The 21,743-nt window shown below is 71.6% G+C and carries 16 protein-coding genes; 14 read left to right on the top strand and 2 right to left on the bottom strand.

What is annotated here, in order from left to right; genetic code table 11:
• Positions 1–160: 160 nt before the first annotated feature.
• The 8 genes from KK483_RS26445 (at position 161) to KK483_RS26480 (ending at position 10,069) form a co-directional block, all read left to right on the top strand.
• Positions 161–1,678, top strand: a complete 1,518-nt coding sequence (locus KK483_RS26445; RefSeq protein WP_262007710.1) for a gamma-aminobutyraldehyde dehydrogenase — start codon at positions 161–163, stop codon at positions 1,676–1,678.
• Between the two features lie 72 nt (positions 1,679–1,750).
• Complete coding sequence (locus KK483_RS26450) at positions 1,751–2,998, top strand: spermidine/putrescine ABC transporter substrate-binding protein (RefSeq protein ID WP_262007711.1); 1,248 nt, start codon at positions 1,751–1,753, stop codon at positions 2,996–2,998.
• 38 nt (positions 2,999–3,036) lie between these two features.
• Positions 3,037–4,218: an ABC transporter ATP-binding protein gene (locus tag KK483_RS26455; protein WP_262007712.1), complete on the top strand. Its 1,182-nt coding sequence runs from the start codon at positions 3,037–3,039 to the stop codon at positions 4,216–4,218.
• Positions 4,215–5,144, top strand: a complete 930-nt coding sequence (locus KK483_RS26460; RefSeq protein ID WP_262007713.1) for an ABC transporter permease — start codon at positions 4,215–4,217, stop codon at positions 5,142–5,144. The genes KK483_RS26455 and KK483_RS26460 overlap by 4 nt, the downstream gene beginning before the upstream one ends.
• A complete protein-coding gene (locus KK483_RS26465; RefSeq protein ID WP_262007714.1) occupies positions 5,144–5,941 on the top strand; it encodes an ABC transporter permease in 798 nt (265 codons plus the stop codon). The genes KK483_RS26460 and KK483_RS26465 overlap by 1 nt, the downstream gene beginning before the upstream one ends.
• A 215-nt stretch (positions 5,942–6,156) precedes the next feature.
• On the top strand, positions 6,157–7,572 hold the full coding sequence (locus KK483_RS26470; protein WP_262007715.1) for an FAD-binding oxidoreductase: 1,416 nt from the start codon (positions 6,157–6,159) through the stop codon (positions 7,570–7,572).
• Between the two features lie 133 nt (positions 7,573–7,705).
• Positions 7,706–8,173 (top strand): hypothetical protein, encoded by a 468-nt coding sequence (locus KK483_RS26475; protein WP_262007716.1) that lies wholly within the window; start codon positions 7,706–7,708, stop codon positions 8,171–8,173.
• Positions 8,174–8,269: 96 nt separating this feature from the next.
• Complete coding sequence (locus KK483_RS26480) at positions 8,270–10,069, top strand: chitinase (protein ID WP_262007717.1); 1,800 nt, start codon at positions 8,270–8,272, stop codon at positions 10,067–10,069.
• Here the strand turns inward: KK483_RS26480 and KK483_RS26485 are convergent.
• A complete protein-coding gene (locus KK483_RS26485) occupies positions 10,005–10,829 on the bottom strand; it encodes a phosphatase PAP2 family protein (protein WP_262007718.1) in 825 nt (274 codons plus the stop codon). The genes KK483_RS26480 and KK483_RS26485 overlap by 65 nt on opposite strands.
• 124 nt (positions 10,830–10,953) lie before the next feature.
• Positions 10,954–12,288 (bottom strand): 4-aminobutyrate--2-oxoglutarate transaminase, encoded by a 1,335-nt coding sequence (gabT, locus tag KK483_RS26490; protein WP_262007719.1) that lies wholly within the window; start codon positions 12,286–12,288, stop codon positions 10,954–10,956.
• 133 nt (positions 12,289–12,421) lie between these two features.
• On the opposite strand from gabT, the gene KK483_RS26495 reads away from it, so the two are divergent.
• From KK483_RS26495 to KK483_RS26520, 6 genes are all read left to right on the top strand, one after another.
• The gene (locus KK483_RS26495; protein ID WP_262007720.1) at positions 12,422–12,577 is read left to right on the top strand and encodes a hypothetical protein; all 156 of its coding nucleotides are present in this window, start codon (positions 12,422–12,424) and stop codon (positions 12,575–12,577) included.
• 51 nt (positions 12,578–12,628) lie between these two features.
• Complete coding sequence (locus tag KK483_RS26500) at positions 12,629–14,947, top strand: ATP/GTP-binding protein (protein ID WP_262007721.1); 2,319 nt, start codon at positions 12,629–12,631, stop codon at positions 14,945–14,947.
• A gap of 168 nt (positions 14,948–15,115) precedes the next feature.
• On the top strand, positions 15,116–16,684 hold the full coding sequence (locus KK483_RS26505; RefSeq protein WP_262007722.1) for a PucR family transcriptional regulator: 1,569 nt from the start codon (positions 15,116–15,118) through the stop codon (positions 16,682–16,684).
• A gap of 194 nt (positions 16,685–16,878) precedes the next feature.
• The gene (locus KK483_RS26510; RefSeq protein WP_262009702.1) at positions 16,879–17,835 is read left to right on the top strand and encodes an EamA family transporter; all 957 of its coding nucleotides are present in this window, start codon (positions 16,879–16,881) and stop codon (positions 17,833–17,835) included.
• Between the two features lie 161 nt (positions 17,836–17,996).
• Positions 17,997–19,442, top strand: coding sequence for an aldehyde dehydrogenase family protein (locus KK483_RS26515; protein WP_262007723.1), 1,446 nt, complete (start codon positions 17,997–17,999; stop codon positions 19,440–19,442).
• Between the two features lie 297 nt (positions 19,443–19,739).
• Positions 19,740–21,686, top strand: a complete 1,947-nt coding sequence (locus KK483_RS26520) for an acyl-CoA dehydrogenase family protein (protein WP_262007724.1) — start codon at positions 19,740–19,742, stop codon at positions 21,684–21,686.
• Positions 21,687–21,743: the final 57 nt, after the last annotated feature.

Below are 21,743 nucleotides of genomic sequence, written 5' to 3' on the forward strand. Positions count from 1 at the left end.
ATCCGCCACTGACACTCCGTACGGGGATGGCCACGCCCACGCGACACATGGTCGACCGATTCCGTCGCGTAACCAAAAGGCAACTACGGAATCACTTGTTGGCGAAGTATCACTCTGTCAGGATCGGCACTCACTTCGAGCTGGAACAACGGAGAGCGTGATGGGCAACCGCTTCCAGGCACAGGACCGCTTCAAGGACGGCGCGCAGTTCATCGGCGGACAGTTGCGCACGGGCACATCGGGACGTCACCACAGTGTCGTCGACCCCGCCACCGGGGAGCAGGTCCTCGACTACGAGCTCGCCGGCACCGCCGACGTCGATGCCGCCGTCGCCGCCGCGCGCGCGGCGTTCCCCGGCTGGGCGGGCGCGACGCCGGGCGAGCGCTCCGACGCCCTGCACCGCTTCGCCTCCGTGCTCGCCGAACAGGCCGAGGACTTCGCCGGGGCCGAGTCGCTCCAGTGCGGCAAGCCGATCAAGCTGTCCCGTGAGTTCGACGTGCCCGGCACCGTGGACAACACCGCGTTCTTCGCCGGTGCCGCGCGTCATCTCCAGGGCCAGTCCGCGGGCGAGTACAGCGGCGACCACACCTCCTATGTGCGCCGCGAGCCGATCGGTGTCGTCGGCTCCATCGCGCCCTGGAACTACCCGCTCCAGATGGCCGCCTGGAAGGTCCTCCCCGCCGTCGCCGCGGGCAACACGATCGTCCTCAAGCCCGCCGAGATCACCCCGCTGACCTCGCTGATGTTCGCCCAGGCCGCGGCCGCGGCCGGACTCCCCGACGGTGTCGTCAACATCGTCACCGGCACGGGCAGGGAGGCCGGCGAGCACCTCGTCGGGCACCCCGACGTGGCCATGACGTCCTTCACCGGCTCCACCCCGGTCGGCAGGCGCGTCGCCGAGCTCGCCACCGCCACGGTCAAGCGGCTCCACCTGGAGCTCGGCGGCAAGGCCCCCTTCGTCGTCTTCGACGACGCCGACCTGGAGGCCGCCGTGCACGGCGCCGTCGCGGGGTCGCTGATCAACAGCGGCCAGGACTGCACGGCCGCCACCCGCGCCTATGTGCAGCGCCCGCTCTACGACGCCTTCGTCGCCGGCGTGGCCGATCTGATGGCGACCGTGCGGCTCGGCGACCCCTTCGACCCGTCCACCGACCTCGGCCCGCTCGTCTCGCACACCCAGCGCGACCGGGTCGCGGGCTTCGTCGACCGTGCCCGCTCGTACGCCACCGTCGTCACCGGCGGCCGGGCGCCCGGCGGGGAGCTGGAGCGGGGCGCGTACTACCTGCCGACGCTGATCGCCGGCGCCGCACAGGACAGCGAGGCCGTCCAGTCCGAGATCTTCGGCCCCGTGCTGGTCGTGCTGCCGTTCGACTCCGACGACGAGGGCATCGCGCTGGCCAACGACACCCCGTACGGCCTCGCCGCCTCCGCCTGGAGCCGTGACGTCTACCGGGCGGGCCGTGCCACGCGCGAGATCAAGGCGGGCTGCGTCTGGGTCAACGACCACATCCCGATCATCAGCGAGATGCCGCACGGCGGATACAAGGCCAGTGGGTTCGGAAAGGACATGTCGGCGTATTCCTTCGAGGAGTACACGCAGGTCAAGCATGTGATGTACGACAACACCGCGGTGATCAGGAAGGACTGGCACCGCACGATCTTCGGGGACCGGACGTAGCGACCTGCGGCCATCGCCGCCTGGAGCCGGCTGCCCGACCGACGGCCACACACACCCGAGAGGGAACAGCGCATGGAGCAGTACCAGTCCGACCGCCTCTCCGCGGCCCAACTGGCCGCCGTGCAGCGCAGCATGACGAACGGCAGGGGTGCCCTCTCCCGCCGCTCGCTGCTGCGTGCCTCAGGCATCGGCGCACTCGCCGTCGGCGGTGCCGGGATGCTGAGCGGCTGCGGTATCCCGCCCGCCAAGCGGGAGGGCGAGGCGGCGGTCTCCGACGACCACTCGGCCAAGGAGAAGCGCATAGCCTTCTCCAACTGGACCGAGTACATGGACATCAGCGAGGACGAGAAGAGCCGTCCCACTCTGGAGGCGTTCACCAAGCGCACCGGGATCACGGTCAAGTACACCGAGGACATCAACGACAACGTCGAGTTCTTCGGCAAGATCAAGCCGCAGCTCGCCGCCGGTCAGGACACCGGCCGCGACCTGATCTGCGTCACCGACTGGCTGGCCGCCAGGATGATCCGGCTCGGCTGGGCGCAGAAGCTCGACCCGTCGAACCTGCCGCACGCGTTCGCCAATCTGTCCCCCCAGTTCCGCAGCCCCGACTGGGACCCGGGCCGGGCCTACTCGTACCCGTGGACCGGCATCTCCACGGTCATCGCCTACAACTCCAAGGCGACCGGCGGCCGCACGGTGGACTCGGTCACCCAGCTGCTCGACGACCCCACGCTCAAGGGCCGCGTCGGCTTCCTCACCGAGATGCGCGACTCGGTCGGCATGACCCTGATCGACATGGGCAAGGACCCCGGGAACTTCACCGACGCCGACTACGACGCCGCGGTCGGCCGGCTCCAGAAGGGCGTCGACAAGAAGCAGATCCGCCGCTTCACCGGTAACGACTACACCTCGGACCTGGACAAGGGCGACCTCGCCGCGTGTCTCGCCTGGGCCGGTGACGTCATCCAGCTCCAGGCCGACAACCCGGACATCAAGTTCACGATCCCGTCGGCCGGTTACATCACCTCCAGCGACAACCTGCTGGTCCCGGCCAAGGCCCGGCACAAGACCAACGCCGAGAAGCTCATCGACTACTACTACGAGCTTCCGGTCGCCGCGCAGCTGGCCGCCTACATCAACTACGTCTGCCCGGTCGACGGCGTGAAGGACGAGCTCGCGAAGATCGACCCCGCCCTGGCCTCGAACACGCTGATCCTCCCGGACAAGGCCATGGCCGCCAAGTCCCACGCCTTCCGTTCGCTCAGCAGCAAGGAAGAGACGGCGTACGAGGAGAAGTTCGCCACGCTCATCGGCGCCTGACCGATCCCTGCCCACCGACACCACTGGGAACGCGACCCATGACTGACTCGAAGACTTCGAAGGCCGAGGGCGGCGACGTCCGGCTCTCCGGGATCAGCAAGACCTACGGCTCCTTCAGCGCCGTGCACCCGCTCGACCTGACCGTCCCCCAGGGCTCGTTCTTCGCCCTCCTCGGCGCTTCCGGCTGCGGCAAGACCACCACCCTGCGGATGATCGCGGGCCTCGAGGACCCCACCACCGGCACCGTCTTCCTCGGCGACCAGGACGTCACCGCCCTGCCGCCGCACAAGCGCCCGGTCAATACCGTCTTCCAGAGCTACGCGCTCTTCCCGCATCTGAACATCTACGAGAACGTCGCCTTCGGACTGCGCCGCCGCGGCGTCAAGTCGGTCAAGAAGCAGGTCGACGACATGCTCGACCTCGTCCAGCTCGGGGACTTCGCGCACCGCAGGCCGCACCAGCTCTCCGGCGGCCAGCAGCAGCGCGTCGCCGTCGCCCGCGCGCTCATCAACCACCCCAAGGTGCTTCTCCTCGACGAGCCGCTCGGCGCCCTCGACCTCAAGCTGCGCCGCCAGATGCAGCTGGAGCTCAAGCGCATCCAGACCGAGGTCGGCATCACCTTCGTCCACGTCACCCACGACCAGGAGGAGGCCATGACGATGGCCGACACGGTCGCGGTGATGAACGGCGGCCGGGTCGAGCAGCTGGGCGCCCCCGCCGAGCTCTACGAGCACCCGCAGACGACCTTCGTCGCGAACTTCCTCGGCACGTCGAACCTGATCGAGGCCGACGTCGTCGAGGCCGGCGACGGCCAGGTCCTGGTGACGGCCGCGGACGCCAGGCTGCGGGTGCCGCCGGTCCGCTGCGCCACCCAGCCCCGCACCGGCGGGAAGCTGCTGGTCGGGGTCAGGCCCGAGAAGATATCGCTCGCGCACGCCGACGACGCGGGCGAGATCGCCGACGGCCGCAACCGGATCACCGGCAGGATCGCCGACTCCAGCTTCATCGGCGTCTCCACGCAGTTCGTCATCGACAGCCCGGTCTGCCCCGAGCTGGAGGTCTACGTCCAGAACATCGAGCGGGACTCCCGGCTCGTGCCCGGTGCCGAGGTCGTGCTGCACTGGAACCCGGAGCACACCTTCGGCCTCGACGCCGCTCAGTCCCTGCTTGCCGGGACAGTGGGCACCGCGGGTGTCGAGACGGTCGGGGAGAGCGCATGACCGTCACCGAAGCGCCGCCCCCGGTGGCGGCCGCCGCCGAACCGCCCGTCCACAAGCCCTCGGTCCGCCGCAAGCTGGTCCCGTACTGGCTGCTGCTGCCGGGCGTCCTGTGGCTGCTGGTCTTCTTCGTGCTGCCGATGGTCTACCAGGCGTCGACCTCGGTGCAGACCGGCTCGCTCGAAAAGGGCTTCGAGGTCACCTGGCATTTCCAGACCTACTGGGACGCCTTCCGGGACTACTACCCGCAGTTCCTGCGCTCGCTGCTCTACGCCGGCACCGCCACCGCGCTGTGCCTGCTGCTCGGCTACCCGCTCGCCTACCTCATCGCGTTCAAGGCGGGCCGCTGGCGCAACGTCCTGCTCATCCTCGTCATCGCGCCGTTCTTCACCAGCTTCCTGATCCGCACGCTCGCCTGGAAGACGATCCTCGCGGACGGCGGACCGGTCGTGGAGACGCTCAACACCCTGCACGTCCTGGACATCACCAGCTGGCTGGGCATGACCGAGGGCGACCGGCTGCTGGCCACCCCGCTCGCCGTCGTGTGCGGTCTGACGTACAACTTCCTGCCGTTCATGATCCTTCCGCTGTACACCTCGCTGGAGCGGATCGACACCCGGCTGCACGAGGCGGCGGGCGACCTGTACGCCACCCCCGCCACGACCTTCCGCAAGGTCACCTTCCCGCTGTCGATGCCGGGCGTGGTCTCCGGGACGCTGCTCACCTTCATCCCGGCGAGCGGCGACTACGTCAACGCCGAACTGCTGGGCTCCACGGACACCCGCATGATCGGCAATGTCATCCAGTCGCAGTACCTGCGGATCCTGGACTACCCGACGGCGGCCGCGCTGTCGTTCATCCTGATGGCCGTCGTGCTGATCATGGTCACGGTCTACATCCGCCGCGCCGGAACGGAGGACCTGGTCTGATGCAGTGGCTGCGACGCAACCTCGTCGTCATCGCGGGCCTCGGCACGCTCGCCTACCTGATCGTGCCGAACGTCGTCGTGACGGTGTTCTCCTTCAACAACCCCAACGGGCGGTTCAACTACGCCTGGCAGGAGTTCTCGCTGGACGCCTGGAAGGACCCCTGCGGGGTCGCCGACCTGTGCGGCTCGCTCTCGCTCTCCCTCCAGATCGCCGCCTGGTCCACACTCGGCGCGACCGTCCTCGGCACGATGATCGCCTTCGCGCTCGTCCGCTACCGCTTCCGGGCACGCGGCACGATCAACTCGCTGATCTTCCTGCCGATGGCCATGCCCGAGATCGTGATGGCCGCCTCGCTGCTGGCGCTGTTCCTCAACATGGGCGTCGAGCTGGGCTTCTGGACGATCCTGATCGCCCATGTCATGTTCTGCCTCAGCTTCGTCGTCGCCGCCGTCAAGGCGCGTGTCCTGTCGATGGACCCGCGCCTGGAGGAGGCGGCGAGGGATCTCTACGCCGGGCCCGTCCAGACCTTCGTACGGGTCACCCTGCCGATCGCGGCCCCGGGCATCGCGGCGGGCGCGCTGCTGTCGTTCGCGCTCTCGTTCGACGACTTCATCATCACCAACTTCAACTCGGGCAACACCGTCACCTTCCCCATGTTCGTGTGGGGATCGGCCCAGCGCGGCACGCCCGTCCAGATCAACGTCATCGGTACGGCCATGTTCGCCATCGCCGTCATCGTCGTCGTCGCCGGCCAGGTCATCAGCAACCGGCGGAAGAAGACCGCACTGCCCCACTAGGGGGTGTCCGGTGGATCGGGCTGGGCTCGCGACGCCCTGCGACTCCGTCTCCCGCGTTGTCGTCGGTCGCCAACTCCCCCGTAGCCCTCCGGGCACGGGAGGGACCCCCACCGCGTTGTCTCCTTCCTCCGCCTTGGATCCGAAGCCACATGACGCCGCTCCCTGATCCAGCCTGATCCACCGGACACCCTCTAGCCACTGAAGGAGTGGAAACCATGGCCCCAGCAGCCATGACCTTTGCCTCATCACTCTCCGACGCCCAGCCCGTCCCCTTCTGGCTGGAAGACCCCGGCAAGCCCGCCGCCCTGCCCGCCCTCACCGGTGACGAGAGGACCGACCTCCTCGTCGTCGGCGGCGGCTACAGCGGACTGTGGACCGCGCTCCTCGCCAAGGAGCGCGACCCCCGGCGGGATGTCGTCCTGATCGAGGGCCGCGAGGTGGGCTGGGCCGCCTCGGGCCGCAACGGCGGATTCTGCGCCGCGTCCCTCACCCACGGCCTCGGCAACGGGCTCGCCCGCTGGCCGGACGAGATGCCGAAGCTGGAGGAGCTCGGCGCGCGCAACCTCGACGCCATCGAGGCCGCCGTCGCCGCGTACGGCATCGACTGCGACTTCGAGCGCTCCGGTGAGATCGACGTCGCCACCGAGCCGTACCAGCTCGACGAACTCCGCGAGGTGTACGAGGAGGCGGAGCGGCTCGGCTTCGCCGACGGTCTGGAACTGCTCGACCGGGACGCCGTACGGGCCGAGGTCGACTCGCCCGCCTTCATCGGCGGGCTGTGGGACCGCAGGGGTGTCGCCATGCTCCACCCCGCGAAGCTCGCCTGGGGCCTCAAGCGGGCGTGCCTCGGCCTCGGCGTACGGATCTACGAGAACACCCGCGCCCTCGACCTCGCCCCCTCCGGCGCAGTGATGGCCGTCCGCACCTCGTACGGCAGGGTCTTCGCCCGGCGCGTCGCGCTCGGGACGAACGTCTTCCCCTCGCTGGTCAAGCGGCTCCGCTCGTACACGGTCCCGGTGTACGACTACGCGCTGATGACGGAGCCGCTGACGGCGGAGCAGCGGGCGGCGGTCGGCTGGCGCCGCCGCCAGGGACTCGGTGACAGCGCCAACCAGTTCCACTACTTCCGCATCACCGCCGACCACCGCATCCTGTGGGGCGGCTACGACGCGATCTACCCCTTCGGGGGCCGGGTCAGCGCCGAGCTGGACCACCGGCCGGAGACGTACCTCAAGCTGGCCGGCCAGTTCTTCGACTGCTTCCCGCAGTTGGAGGGGCTGCGCTTCAGCCACGCCTGGGGCGGGGCGATCGACACCTGCTCGCGCTTCTCCGCCTTCTTCGGCACGGCGCACGGCGGCAAGGTCGCGTACGCCGCCGGGTACACCGGGCTCGGCGTCGGGGCCACCCGCTTCGGCGCGGACGTGATGCTCGATCTGCTCGCGGGCGAGCGCACCGAGCGTACGGAGCTGGAGATGGTGCGCAGAAAGCCGATGCCGTTCCCGCCCGAGCCGGTCGCCTGGGCCGGGATCGGCATCACCAAATGGTCACTGGCCCGCGCGGACGCCAACGGCGGCCGCCGCAACCTTTGGCTGAGGGTCATGGACCGCCTCGGGCTCGGCTTCGACAGCTGAGGCTTCGGGACGGGCTCGCAATCGTTTCAACTCGCCGCAGGAACCCGCGTCATAGCCGGCGCCCGTCCCGCTCTCCCCGTGTGAACGCGTAGTCCGGACATACGTCGTCGCACGGAGACGGAGGCTGTGGAGCATGACCGGTTCGGGGGCCGAGGAGGCCAAGACCGCGGTGGAGTGGCTGGTGTCGGCGGCGCCCGACCCCGACGCCTGCCGCCGGGAGTGGGAGGGCAGCCGTCTGGGGACCGCCCTGCTCCCGGCGGGCAGGCGTTGGGACGTGCTGATCCTGCCGGGGGAACTCGGCTGTCCCACGTTCGACGTGCTGACCAGGCTCGTCCGCCGGCCGGGACCGGTCCTCGCGGACCTCGGCGACGAGCGGCTGGGGTTCTTCGTGCCGCCGGGCACATCGCAGCGCTGGATCGGTACGGGCGTGCGCACCGCGGGACGGGGGACCTGGATCGTCGTCCCCTACCCCGGACGGGTCGCGGGCGGGGTGCGCTGGCTGATACCGCCGGACGGTTCGGGGACGCTCACCGATCCGTCGCTGCTGGAGCTGTCGATGCACGAGGCGGCGGCCGCGATCGCCGGGGGCGGCGAGGGGTGAGCAACGGGGCGCGCTGCCACAGGTCTTGACAAGCCGATTGGTCTGGACCATGTTGTGGCGCGCTCCACCTCGAATCCCCCACCCCCGGAGGCAGTTGTGGACCGCACCAGACCTCTCGCCGTCGCCGTGGCGGCCCTCCTCGCCGCGAGCGGACTCGTCGCCACCGCGCACACCGCCCAGGCCGCCGACGCCGAACTCGCGCGCAACGGCGGCTTCGAGTCCGCACTGGACGGCTGGAGCTGTACGGCCGGCAGCGGCGCCGCCGTCTCCTCGCCCGTGCACAGCGGCACCAAGGCGCTCCAGGCCACCCCCGCCGGCAGCGACAACGCCAAGTGCTCCCAGACCATCTCCGTCCAGCCCGACTCGGCGTACACGCTCAGCGGCTGGGTGCGCGGCAGCTACGTCTACCTCGGCGCCTCCGGGACCGGCACGACCGACGTCTCGACCTGGACCCAGTCCGCCCCCGACTGGCAGAAGCTCACGACGACGTTCCGGACCGGCCCCTCGACGACCTCGGTCACCGTCTACACCCACGGCTGGTACGGCACCGGCGCCTACCAGGCCGACGACCTCTCCCTCTTCGGCCCGGGCGGCGCGCAGGTGGAGATACCGGCCGCCCCCGGCGGGCTGGCCGCGGGCACCCCGACCTCCTCCACCGTGCCGCTCTCCTGGGCCTCCGTCTCCGGGGCGACCGGCTACAACGTCTACCGCAACGGCACCAAGGTGCTCTCGGCGACCGGGACTTCGGCCACCGTGAGCGGACTGGCCGCGGCCACCTCGTACAGCTTCCAGGTCACGGCCACCAACAGCGCGGGGGAGTCGCCCAAGTCCACGCCCGTCACGGCGACGACGACCTCGGGCGGCGGCCCCGGGCCCGGCCTGCCCTCCCACGCCCTCGTCGGCTATCTGCACGCCAGCTTCGCCAACGGCTCCGGCTACACCCGCATGGCGGACGTCCCCGACTCCTGGGACGTCATCAACCTCGCCTTCGGCGAACCGACGTCGGTGACCTCCGGCGACATCCGCTTCAGCCTCTGCCCGGCGAGCGAGTGCCCGGGCGTGGAGACCGCCGCCGAGTTCAAGGCCGCCATCGCCGCCAAGCAGGCCGCGGGCAAGAAGGTGCTGATCTCCATCGGCGGCCAGAACGGCCAGGTGCAGCTCGCCACCACGGCGGCCCGCGACACCTTCGTCTCCTCCGTGTCGAGGATCATCGACGAGTACGGCCTCGACGGCCTCGACATCGACTTCGAAGGCCACTCGCTGTCACTGAACACCGGGGACACCGACTTCCGCAGCCCGACCAGCCCGGTGATCGTCAACCTGATCTCCGCGCTGAAGACGCTCAAGGCCAGGTACGGCTCCGACTTCGTGCTCACCATGGCCCCGGAGACCTTCTTCGTCCAGCTCGGGTACCAGTTCTACGGCTCCGGCCCGTTCGGCGGCCAGGACCCCCGCGCCGGCGCGTACCTCCCGGTCATCCACGCCCTGCGCGACGACCTCACCCTGCTGCACGTCCAGCACTACAACTCGGGCCCGATCATGGGGCTCGACAACCAGTACCACACCATGGGCGGCGCCGACTTCCACATCTCCATGACGGACATGCTGCTCACCGGCTTCCCGGTCGCGGGCAACACCGACCGGTTCTTCCCGGCACTGCGCCCCGACCAGGTCGCGATCGGTCTGCCCGCCACGACCACCGCGGGCAACGGCCACACCCCGCCGGCCGAGGTCAACAAGGCGCTGGACTGCCTGACGAAGCACACCAACTGCGGCTCGTACCAGACCCACGGCACCTGGCCGGCGCTGCGCGGGCTGATGACCTGGTCGATCAACTGGGACCGGTTCGGCGGCTGGGAGTTCCAGCGGAACTTCGACGCCTACGGCTGGAGCTGACGAGCAGCGAGCCCGCCGCAAGGAGCGCCCCGCACAGGAACCAGCTCCCGAGCACGTCCAGCGGCCAGTGGTAGCCGCGCAGCACGAGGCCGATGCCCGTCGCCGCCGTCAGCAGGGCGGCGACGGGCATCAGCCGTCTGCTCACCAGCAGCGCCGCGCAGAAGTAGGCCACCATCGCCGTGGCCGCGTGGCCCGAGGGGTAGTAGCCGGTCTCCGCGGTGAGCGGCCCCGGCCGGTCGGTCAGCGCCTTCATCGGGGCGACCAGGGCCGGGACGAGGGCCATGGCGAGGACGGCGGCCAGGGCGTGGGTGCGCCGGCGGCGGTGGAGCGCCCACGCGGCCGCGGCGGCGAGCACCGGCAGCGCCACCTGCATATTGCCGAGGTCGGCGAGGAGCTCGGTGAGGGCGGCGGGGCCGTCGCCGACGACGGAGCGGTCGAGGCGCTCGTCGAGCGCGCGCAGCGGACCGCGGGCGGCCACCTGCCAGGTGGTCAGCGCGAAGAAGAGGGTGCAGAGCACCAGGAGGGGAAGCCTCGGGGAGAGAGCCGGCCGCCCCGGAACAGGGGGGGTGGTTCCGAGGCGGCCGCCAGGATCGGTGTACCGCGCGCCCCGGGGGGTTTGGGGCGGGCGGCCATCCGATCGGTGAGGAGTTCCGGAGCCGGAGGCCCCGGTGGTGTGCGCGAGGGCACGGCCAGGTCGAGGCTGGGGAGGCTCCGGCCTGGATTCGCCCGCAGTCCCCTGCGGGCGAGGTGTTTCTCTCATCTGCGAAAACCGTACGGCAGCAGGAGGGGGGACCGACAGCCGGAATGCCATCCCGCCATCGGCCCCCCACACGTTCTTCACAGAGAGCGCGCGATTACTCGGGGTCACCCCCGGGAACCGTGGCTCAGACGCCCGCGAACGCCGACTCGATGATGTCCAGGCCCTCGTTCAGCAGGTCCTCACCGATGACGAGCGGCGGCAGGAAGCGGAGCACGTTGCCGTACGTTCCGCAGGTCAGGACGAGCAGACCCTCGGCGTGGCAGGCCTTCGCCAGCGCGCCCGCGGCCTCCGGGTTCGGCTCCTTGGTGGCGCGGTCCTTGACCAGCTCGATGGCGACCATGGCGCCGCGGCCGCGGATGTCGCCGATGATGTCGAACTTCTCCGCCATCGCGGTCAGGCGGCCCTTCATGACCTCCTCGATGCGCTTGGCCTTGCCGTTGAGGTCCTGCTCGCGCATGGTCTCGATGGCGCCGAGCGCACCGGCGCAGGCGACGGGGTTGCCGCCGTAGGTGCCGCCCAGGCCGCCCGCGTGCGGGGCGTCCATGATCTCGGCGCGGCCGGTGACGGCGGCGAGCGGCAGACCGCCCGCGATGCCCTTGGCGGTGGTGATCAGGTCCGGGACGATGCCCTCGTCCTCGCAGGCGAACCACTGGCCGGTGCGGCAGAAGCCGGACTGGATCTCGTCGGCGACGAAGACGATGCCGTTGTCGTTGGCGAACTTCACGAGAGCCGGGAGGAAGCCCTTGGCCGGCTCGATGAAGCCGCCCTCGCCGAGGACCGGCTCGATGATGATCGCGGCGACGTTCTCCGCGCCGATCTGCTTGCTGATCTGGTCGATGGCCTGGGCGGCGGCCTCGGGGCCGCAGTTCTCCGCACCGGTGGGCCAGCGGTAGCCGTAGGCGACGGGCACGCGGTAGACCTCGGGGGCGAATGGGCCGAAGCCGTGCTTGTACGGCATGTTCTTGGAGGTCAGCGCCATCGTCAGGTTCGTACGGCCGTGGTAGCCGTGGTCGAAGACGACGACGGCCTGGCGCTTGGTGTACGCGCGGGCGATCTTGACGGCGTTCTCGACGGCCTCGGCGCCCGAGTTGAACAGGGCGGACTTCTTGGCGTGGTCGCCCGGGGTCAGCTCGGCGAGCTGCTCGCAGACCTCCACATAGCCCTCGTACGGGGTGACCATGAAACAGGTGTGGGTGAAGTCCTGCAGCTGGGCGGAGGCGCGGCGTACGACGGCCTCGGCGGAGGCGCCGACCGAGGTCACGGCGATGCCGGAGCCGAAGTCGATCAGGCGGTTGCCGTCGATGTCCTCGATGATGCCGCCGCCGGCGCGGGCGGTGAACACCGGCAGGACGGAGCCCACGCCGCCCGCGACCGCGGAGAGACGGCGGGTCTGCAGCTCCTGCGACTTGGGGCCGGGGATGGCGGTGACGACGCGGCGCTCCTGCGGGATTGCGGTCATGAGGGCTCCTGGGGTGTCTTTCGGACGCACTTGTGCTTTCTTCGCAGGCTAGGTCCGGCTCAGGGGGTCCGGCATGCTCCGTTCGGTAGTGGTGGGGGCGTGTCGTTGTCCGTGGCGGACATAGAGCGCGTCCGTGGCGGACATAGAGCGCGCGGCGGTGTGCGGACTCCCCGCCCCGTTCCCGCCCGACCCCTGTGCCACCGCCCGGTGTTCCCCGCCGCCGCGCGGCGGCTCGCCGGTGGCGTACTCGCGGGGCGAGATCGGTGAACTCCCCGTCCGCGCCCACTAGATTGACGGTTGCACACAGGCGCGGTCCTGGCTGGTCAGGGGGCAGGGGTTGATGGACACCGAAGGCACGTACGACGCACGCGGCAGCCGAGCGGGCGGCCCCGGCGGCCCGAGCGCCACGGGCAGCGCCCATCCCGTCCCGCGCCCGGCCGGTCCTCCGCCGGTGCCGCCCGCCGTCCCCCCGGCCCCCGCGCACGCCCCGGCGCCCGCCACCGGGGCCTCCGTCGCCGACTGGCTGCGCATTCCGCGGCCCCAGGCCGCCCCCGGCATCTGGCGGCTCGGCCACCGGCCGCGCCCGGAGCAGGAGCCGGAGCTCGTCCCCGCCCGGCCGCTGATCGGCGGCGCGGTCATCGCGTTCCTCGCCGGCTGGCTGTTCTGGTCCCTGCTGTGGAACCACTACCTCGAAGGCTGGTGGTTCTTCGTCAAGGACTGGTGGCTGCTGCCCATGCTCTGGCTGGTGCCCGACTCCTGGCAGAACGGGACCAGCGCACAGTTCGAGCTGTTCGTCACGGCGACGTACGTCTACAACGGCCTCGTGCTGACCCTGCTCGCGGTGGGTTCGGGGCGGGTCGGCAACTGGAACGAGATCTGGCGCCGGTACGGCGTGCCGCTCTGGCCGCTGTTCGTGCTGCTCCCCGGTGTGTGGCGGGAGATGCCCAGGAGCGTCTGGTGGCTCGAAGGGGCCTCGAACCTGTACTACCTGTGCCTCGTGACCGCCGTCGTCGCGGTCCTCGGCAGGGCCGGCACCTGGCCGGTGCTCGCGCGCCGCAAGGACGCACCCGCCGCCGAGGGGGCGCCGGAGCCGCAGCACGACCCCGCCGACTGGCCCGAGCTGCGGACGGCGGGGCTCGACGAGACGGCCCGCACCCTCACCGACGCGACGCGCAGGGGCGCGCTGGGCGACGTCGACTACGCCCGGATCCGCCGCGCCTGGCAGGGCGTACGCACCCGGCCCGAACGGCTGCCCGCCTTCACCGACGCCGTGCGGGCCGAGGGGCCCGCCGCCTGCGCCCACCCCTCCGGCGTGCGGGACCTGCCGGTCCGCACCGCCACCCACGATCTCGCCACCGGGCAGGTGAGGATCGGCACCGCCGCCGACCATCCCCGCAACCCCTACGCCCGCCGCACCACCGGCGTCGCCCTCGAACCCGCGCTGCTCGGCACGTCCCTGCTCGCCGTCGGCCCCTCCGGCTCCGGGAAGACCGTGCGGCTCGTGCGGCCGGTCGTGGAGGCGCTGTGCCTCCAGGCGCTCGCGAACCGTGCGGCCGTCGTCGCCGTCACCGCCCGGGGCACGGCGCTCGCCCCCGACGACGCCTTCGATCTCGTCATCGCCCCCGGCCGGGCCGAGTCGACGCACGACCTCGACCTGTACGGCGGCGCCGACGACCCCGACGAGGCCGCCCGTGTCCTCGCCGAGGCGCTCGTCGGCGATCTGGCGGCCGACAGCCGCCGCGCCGCCACCGCGCTCGCCCAGCTCATCGGCCCGTACCGGAGCGTCCACGGCCACTTCCCGGCCGTACCGGAGCTCCGCGACCTCGTCGGTGGTGCGCCCGGGGCGCTCGACGGGCTCCGCAGCGCCCTGGAGGCCGCCGGGGAGGCGTCCCAGCTGCGGGAACTCGACGCGCGGGCACGGCAGTCGGAGCGCGCCGACGACATCGGGGTGCTGCTCGCCGAGCGCATCGCGTTCCTCGACCGGCCGGCGTTCGCGCCGTTCTTCCGTACGAAGGAGACCGGCCGGCCGTTCTCGCTGCGGGCCATCGAACTCCCGCTGCGGGTCCGGGTCGATCTGCCCGAGCGCGGGCACGCCGAGGCGTCCCGGATCATCGCCCGGCTCGTCCTCGCCCAGTTCACCGAGGCCGCGCTCGCGCGCTCCGACCGCTCGCTCTTCAGCTGCCTCGTCCTCGACGACGCGACGTACACCGTGACGGCCGACTCGGTCAGGGCCGTCCAGCGCCTGCGGTCGGCCAACGCGGGGGTCGTGCTGGCGCTGCGGACCCTGGAGGACGTGCCCGAGACCCTGCGGGGGCCGCTGCTGGGCGCTGTCGGGTGCCGGATGGCGTTCGCGGGGCTCGCGCCCTGGGACGGCGGGCGGTTCGCGGAGACCTGGGGCACCGAGTGGGTGCAGACGCGGGACGTCACCAACCGGCAGATCATCTCCGACGAGCCGCTGACCAAGGCGCTGCACTTCATGCGGCGGCTGGTGACCGGGAAGGCGGCCACCGCGGAGGCCGTGACGGTCCGGGAAGTGGAGCGCGAGCGCTGGTCGGCCTCCGAGCTGGCGCACTCCGTGCCCGCGGGGCACGCGGTGCTGTCGCTCACCTCGGTGCGCGGGGAGCACGCACCGCCGCTGCTGGTGGATCTGCGTACCTGACGCGGGCACCCGTACTCTGCGTACCTGACGCGGGCACTCGTACGGGCTGGCAGAATCGAGGTACGCCGTTCGTACGGGACGGCGAAAAACTCCTCCCGACCCGTCGGGCCTCCCCCGACACCGACGCACCTGCCCGATCCGTCGAATCTGCCGAAAGCGCGCGGTCCCATGCCGGTCACCCTCGCCCAGCTCGTCCAGCACTCCGCGCTCAAGCTGACGGTCCGCGCCGGGCAGGACCGGCTCGCGACGCCCGTGCGCTGGGCGCACGTCAGCGAGCTCGCCGACCCCGTGCCGTACATGGAGGGCGGCGAGCTGCTCCTCGTCACCGCCATGACACTGGACGCCGCCGACCACGAGGCGATGCGCCGCTACGTACGCCGGCTCGCGGGCGCCGGCGTCGTCGGGCTCGGCTTCGCCGTCGGCGTCAACTACGACGCCGTCCCCGACGCCCTGCTGGAGGCGGCCGAGGCCCAGGACTTCCCGCTGCTCGAAGTGCCGCGCCGCACACCGTTCCTGGCCATCAGCAAGGCCGTCTCCGCGGCCATCGCCGCCGACCAGTACCGGGCCGTTACCGCGGGCTTCGAGGCCCAGCGGGAGCTGACCCGCGCCGCGCTCGCCGAGGGGCCGGCGGCGCTGCTCGCCAAGCTCGCCGCGCACGTCGACGGCTGGGCCGCGCTCTACGACGCCTCCGGAGCCGTCGTCGCCTCGGCGCCCGACTGGGCGCTGCGGCGGGCGGCCCGCCTCACCGCCGACGTCGAGCGGCTGCGCGAACGCCCCGCCCCCGCCAGCGCCGTCGTCGGCGGGACGGACGACCGTGTCGAGCTCCAGTCCCTGGGCACCGGGCGGCGGGTGCGCGGTGCGCTCGCCGTCGGCACGGGCGCCCCCCTGGGCACGGCCGAGCGGTACGCCGTCCACTCCGCGATCGCCCTGCTGACCCTGACGACCGAACGCTCCCGCTCGCTCCAGGCCGCCGAGCAGCGGCTCGGCGCGGCGGTCCTCCGGATGATGCTCTCCGGGCAGCCGGACCACGCGAGAGCGGTCGCCGGCGATCTGTACGGCGGTCTCCTCGACGCGCCCTTCCGGCTCCTGGTCGCGGAGCCCGCCGGTGAGCCCGACCCCGGCGCCGAGCACCCCCTGCACGTGTTCGCCGAGACGGTGGACTCGGCGGCGGCGCGCTCCGGCGAGACCGTACTGACCGTGCCCGAGGGCTCCGACGGCAGCGAGCGGCTCGTCGTCCTCGCCGCGGACGGGGGAGCGGTCGCCGGCGCCTGCGAGGCGTACACGGAGCGCGAGGCCGAGGAGGCGGGCATCGCCGTCGGCATGTCCGCACCGACCGGCCCGATCGCCGCAGCGGCCGCCTACAAGCAGGCGGAACAGTCCCTCTCCGTCGCCCGCCGCCGCGGCCGCGCCCTCGTCGAGCACGAGGAACTCGCCGCAGGCTCCGTCCTCCCGCTGCTGGCCGACGACGCCGTGCGGGCCTTCGCCGACGGCATGCTCCGCGCGCTCTACGAACACGACGCGACCGGCCGCGGTGATCTCGTCGAGTCGCTGCGGGCCTGGCTCTCGCGCCACGGCCAATGGGACGCGGCGGCGGCCGACCTCGGCGTGCACCGCCACACCCTGCGCTACCGCATGCGCCGCGTGGAGGAGATCCTCGGCCGCTCCCTGGACGACCCCGACGTCCGCATGGAACTCTGGCTCGCCCTCAAGGCGACCGGGGGCCCTGCGGAGTCCTAGGCCCTGCGGAGCCCTAGGTTTCCGGGGAGCCCGGCACCCAGGAAATCCCCTTCCGCTGCCCGAAGTCGGGCAGAAAACATGGCGTTCGGCTGCGTGAATCCCTACAGTCCTGCCTCGTGATCGCCACCGAGATCGCCACCGACGGGCACGGCAACCGGCCCCCGTCCACCAGACGAGGACGACGAAGCACACCGATGACCTCACCCGAAGCACCCGCCGCCCGCACCCCCGCCGCGACGATCGCGCCGGCCGGCACCCCCGGGCACCGGATATCCGGCGCCGTGTGGGGCGCCCTCGCCATCGTGTACGTCGTCTGGGGCTCCACCTACCTCGGCATCCGCGTCGTGGTCGAGACGATGCCCCCGTTCCTCTCCGCCGGCGCCCGCTTCATCACCGCCGGGCTGATCCTCGCCGCGCTCATCGCCTGGCGGCAGGGGCCCTCCGCCCTGAAGGCCACCCGCGCCCAGCTCGCCTCGGCCGCGCTCGTCGGGCTGCTACTGCTCCTCGGCGGCAACGGCCTCGTCGTGCTCGCCGAGACCGCCGTCCCCTCCGGGCTCGCCGCCCTCCTCGTCGCCGTCGTCCCCGCCTGGGTCGTCGTGCTGCGCAGGGCGTCGGGAGAGCGGCCCGGCATCGGGGCGTACAGCGGCGTCCTGCTCGGCCTCGCCGGGCTCGCGGTGCTCACGCTGCCCGGCCTCAGCGGCGACGTACGCCTGTGGGGCGTGCTCACCGTCGTCGCCGCGACCGTCATGTGGTCGGTCGGCTCCTTCTCGTCCGCCCGGATCCCGATGCCCGCCAACCCGTTCACGGCGAGCGCCTACGAAATGGTCGCGGGAGGCATCGGCTGCCTGCTGGTCGGACTCGTCCGCGGCGAGCAGTACGGCTTCACGCTCACCGAGGTGTCGGGCCGTTCCTGGCTCGCCCTCGGATACCTCGTCGTCTTCGGCTCGCTCGTGGCGTTCACGGCGTACGCCTGGCTGCTCCACTCCGCGCCGCTGTCGCTCGTCGCCACGTACGCGTACGTCAACCCGGTCGTCGCCGTCCTCCTCGGCGCGCTGATCCTGAACGAGCGGCTGACCTGGCCGATCGCCGTCGGCGGCGCCGTCGTCGTCGCGGGGGTCGGCCTCATCGTCAGCACCGAGCGCCGCCGCTGACCCCGGCTCTCACCGGAGCACTCGCCAAAGCGGCCAGGGCGTCACTCCGACCACTCCACCTCGGACAAACGCCATCACACCCCCATCGCCCTACCGTGTGAGGGGAAGACACCGCACAAATTCCGACTTCTGACCGCACTTCTGAAGGGCCGGGCTCGCACATGACCTCCACCCACGCCTTCTGGCTCGCCGGCCGCCAGGCCACCGGCGAGACGACTTTCGACGTCACGTCCCCCTGGGACGGCCGGGTCGTCGGCACGGTCTCGGTGCCCACCGACGCCCAGGTCGAGGAGGCCGTGGCAGCCGCGCACGCCGTTGTGGACGAGTTCGCGGCCACCCCCGCCCACGTCCGCGCCGCCGCCCTCGACCATGTGTCGAAGCGGCTCGTCGAGCGCACCGAGGAGATCGCCCAGCTGATCTCCGCCGAGAACGGCAAGCCCATCAAGTGGGCCCGCGGTGAGGTCGGCCGCGCGGTCTCGGTCTTCCGCTTCGCCGCCGAGGAGGCCCGCCGCTTCAACGGCGGCGAGGCCCAGCGCCTCGACACCGACGCAGGCGGCCAGGGCCGCCTCGCGCTCACCCGCCGCTTCCCCAAGGGTGTCGTCCTCGGCATCGCGCCGTTCAACTTCCCGCTGAACCTGTGCGCCCACAAGATCGCCCCGGCCATCGCCGTCGGCGCGCCGATCATCCTCAAGCCGGCGCCCGCCACCCCGCTCTCCGGCCTGATCCTCGGTGAGCTGCTGGCCGAGACGGAGCTGCCCGCCGGCTCCTGGTCCGTCCTGACAGTCCCGAACGACAAGATGCCGGCCCTCGTCCAGGACGAGCGCCTTCCGGTCATCTCCTTCACAGGCTCCGACAAGGTCGGCTACGCGATCATGGACTCGGTGCCGCGCAAGCACTGCACCCTGGAGCTCGGCGGCAACGGCGCGGCCGTCGTCCTCGCCGACTTCGCCTCCGAGGAGGACCTGGACTGGGCGGCGACCCGCATCGCCACCTTCTCCAACTACCAGGGCGGCCAGTCCTGCATCTCCGTGCAGCGCGTGATCGCCGACGCCACCGTCTACGACCGGCTGCTGCCGAAGATCGTCGCGGCGGTCGAGGCCCAGACCACCGGTGACCCGTCCGACTCCGCCACCGAGGTCGGCCCGCTGGTCAACGAGGACGCCGCCAAGCGCGTCGAGTCCTGGGTCGACGAGGCCGTCGAGGGCGGCGCCCAGCTGCTCACCGGCGGCAAGCGCGACGGCGCCTCCTACACCCCGACCGTCCTCACCGGCGTACCGGCGCACGCCACCCTCGCCTGCGAGGAGGTCTTCGGACCGGTCCTCACCGTGCAGAGCGTGAACGGCGAGGCCGAGGCGTTCGCCGCGGTCAACTCCTCGAAGTACGGCCTCCAGGCAGGCGTGTTCACCCACGACCTGCAGACCGCGTTCCGCGCCCACCGGGCGCTGGAGGTCGGCGGCGTGATCGTCGGTGACGTCCCGTCCTACCGCGCCGACCAGATGCCGTACGGCGGCGCCAAGCAGTCCGGCGTGGGCCGCGAGGGCGTCAAGTACGCGATGGACGACTACACCTACGAGCGGGTGCTGGTCCTCACCGGACTCGCCCTGTAGGAGCGCCCGCGGCGGCAGGACCGCCCGAAGCCGACGGCCGGAGCCCACTGTGCGGGGGCTCCGGCCGTCTTCGTACGGGCGCGGGGCACGAGCGCGGGACACGGGCACGGGGCGCGAGCACAGGGCACGAGCACGGAAGCGCCCGCCGCGCCACTCGGGCGGGCCGGTCGGGAGCGGTTCCACCCGGCTGCTCCCCAGGACTGGTGAGGCCCTCCGGAATCGGGTAGATACGGACGAGTAGCACCGGACGGTAGTTCCGCCCGGACGCCCCCCGACAAGCGGCGAGGTGAGTCCCTCATGTCCGCCCCATCCACACCGCAATCCGCGCCCAAGGTCACCGAACGGGAAGCCCGTCAGGTCGCCGAGGCCGCCCGCGAGCAGAGCTGGCGCAAGCCCAGCTTCGCCAAGGAGCTGTTCCTTGGCCGCTTCCGGCTCGACCTGATCCATCCCCATCCCATGCCCCCCGCCGAGGACGTCCAGCGCGGCGAGCAGTTCCTCGCCAAACTGCGCGACTTCTGCGAGACGAGGATCGACAGCGCACGCATCGAGCGCGAGGCCCGGATCCCGGACGACGTCATCAGCGGGCTGAAGGAGCTCGGGGCGCTCGGCATGAAGATCGACCCCAAGTACGGCGGGCTGGGGCTCACCCAGGTCTACTACAACAAGGCCCTGGCACTCGTGGGCTCCGCCAGCCCCGCCGTGGGCGCACTCCTCTCCGCCCACCAGTCGATCGGCGTGCCGCAGCCGCTGAAGATCTTCGGTACGCAGGAGCAGAAGGACGCGTTCCTGCCGCGGTGCGCCCGCACGGACATCACCGCCTTCCTGCTCACCGAGCCGGACGTGGGCTCCGACCCGGCGCGTCTGGCCACCACGGCCGTGCCCGACGGCGACGCCTACGTGCTCGACGGCGTGAAGCTGTGGACCACCAACGGCGTCGTCGCCGACCTCCTCGTCGTCATGGCGCGGGTGCCCAGGTCCGAGGGCCACAAGGGCGGCATCACCGCCTTCGTCGTCGAGGCGGCGTCCCCCGGCATCACGGTCGAGAACCGCAACGCCTTCATGGGCCTGCGCGGCATCGAGAACGGCGTGACCCGCTTCCACCAGGTGCGGGTCCCGGCCGCGAACCGCATCGGCCCCGAGGGCGCCGGCCTCAAGATCGCCCTGACCACGCTCAACACCGGACGGCTCTCCCTGCCCGCCATGTGCGTCGGCGCGGGCAAGTGGTGCCTGAAGATCGCCCGCGAATGGTCCGCCGTGCGGGAGCAGTGGGGCAAGCCGCTCGCCAAGCACGAGGCCGTGGGCTCCAAGATCTCCTTCATCGCGGCGACCACGTTCGCCCTGGAGGCGGTCGTCGACCTGTCCTCCCAGATGGCCGACGAGGACCGCAACGACATCCGCATCGAGGCGGCGCTCGCCAAGCTGTACGGCTCCGAGATGGCCTGGCTGATGGCCGACGAGCTGATCCAGATCCGCGGCGGCCGCGGCTTCGAGACGGCGGAGTCGCTCGCCGCGCGCGGCGAACGGGCCGTCCCCGCCGAGCAGATGCTGCGCGATCTGCGGATCAACCGGATCTTCGAGGGCTCGACGGAGATCATGCACCTGCTGATCGCCCGCGAGGCGGTCGACGCCCACCTCTCGGTCGCGGGGGACATCATCGACCCCGACAAGTCCCTCGGCGACAAGGCGAAGGCGGGTGCGCAGGCGACCGCGTTCTACGCCCGCTGGCTTCCCAAGCTCGTCACAGGCCCCGGCCAGCTGCCGCGCTCGTACGCCGAGTTCCACCCGCGCGGCCACACCGATCTCGCCACGCACCTGAGGTACGTGGAACGCTCGGCGCGCAAGCTCGCCCGCTCCACGTTCTACGGAATGTCCCGCTGGCAGGGCCGGATGGAGACCAAGCAGGGCTTCCTCGGCCGGGTCGTCGACATCGGTGCGGAGCTCTTCGCGATGAGCGCGGCCTGCGTACGGGCCGAGCACCTGCGCCTCACCGGGGAGCACGGTCGCGAGGCGTACGAACTCGCGGACGCGTTCTGCAAACAGTCCCGCATCCGCGTCGAGGAACTCTTCGGACGCCTCTGGTCCAACACCGACGACCTCGACCGCAAGGTCGTCAATCGTGTCCTCGCCGGCACCTACACCTGGCTGGAGGAGGGCGTCATCGACCCCAGCGGCGAAGGCCCCTGGATCGCCGACGCCACCCCGGGCCCGGCGACCCGGGAGAACGTCCACCGACCCATCCGCTGACGTCTGCTCACGTCCGCACGAGGGCGCCCGGCGCGTGACGCCGGGCGCCCTCGTGCA

Source organism: Streptomyces sp. FIT100 (assembly GCF_024584805.1).
Classification (GTDB): Bacteria; Actinomycetota; Actinomycetes; order Streptomycetales; family Streptomycetaceae; genus Streptomyces.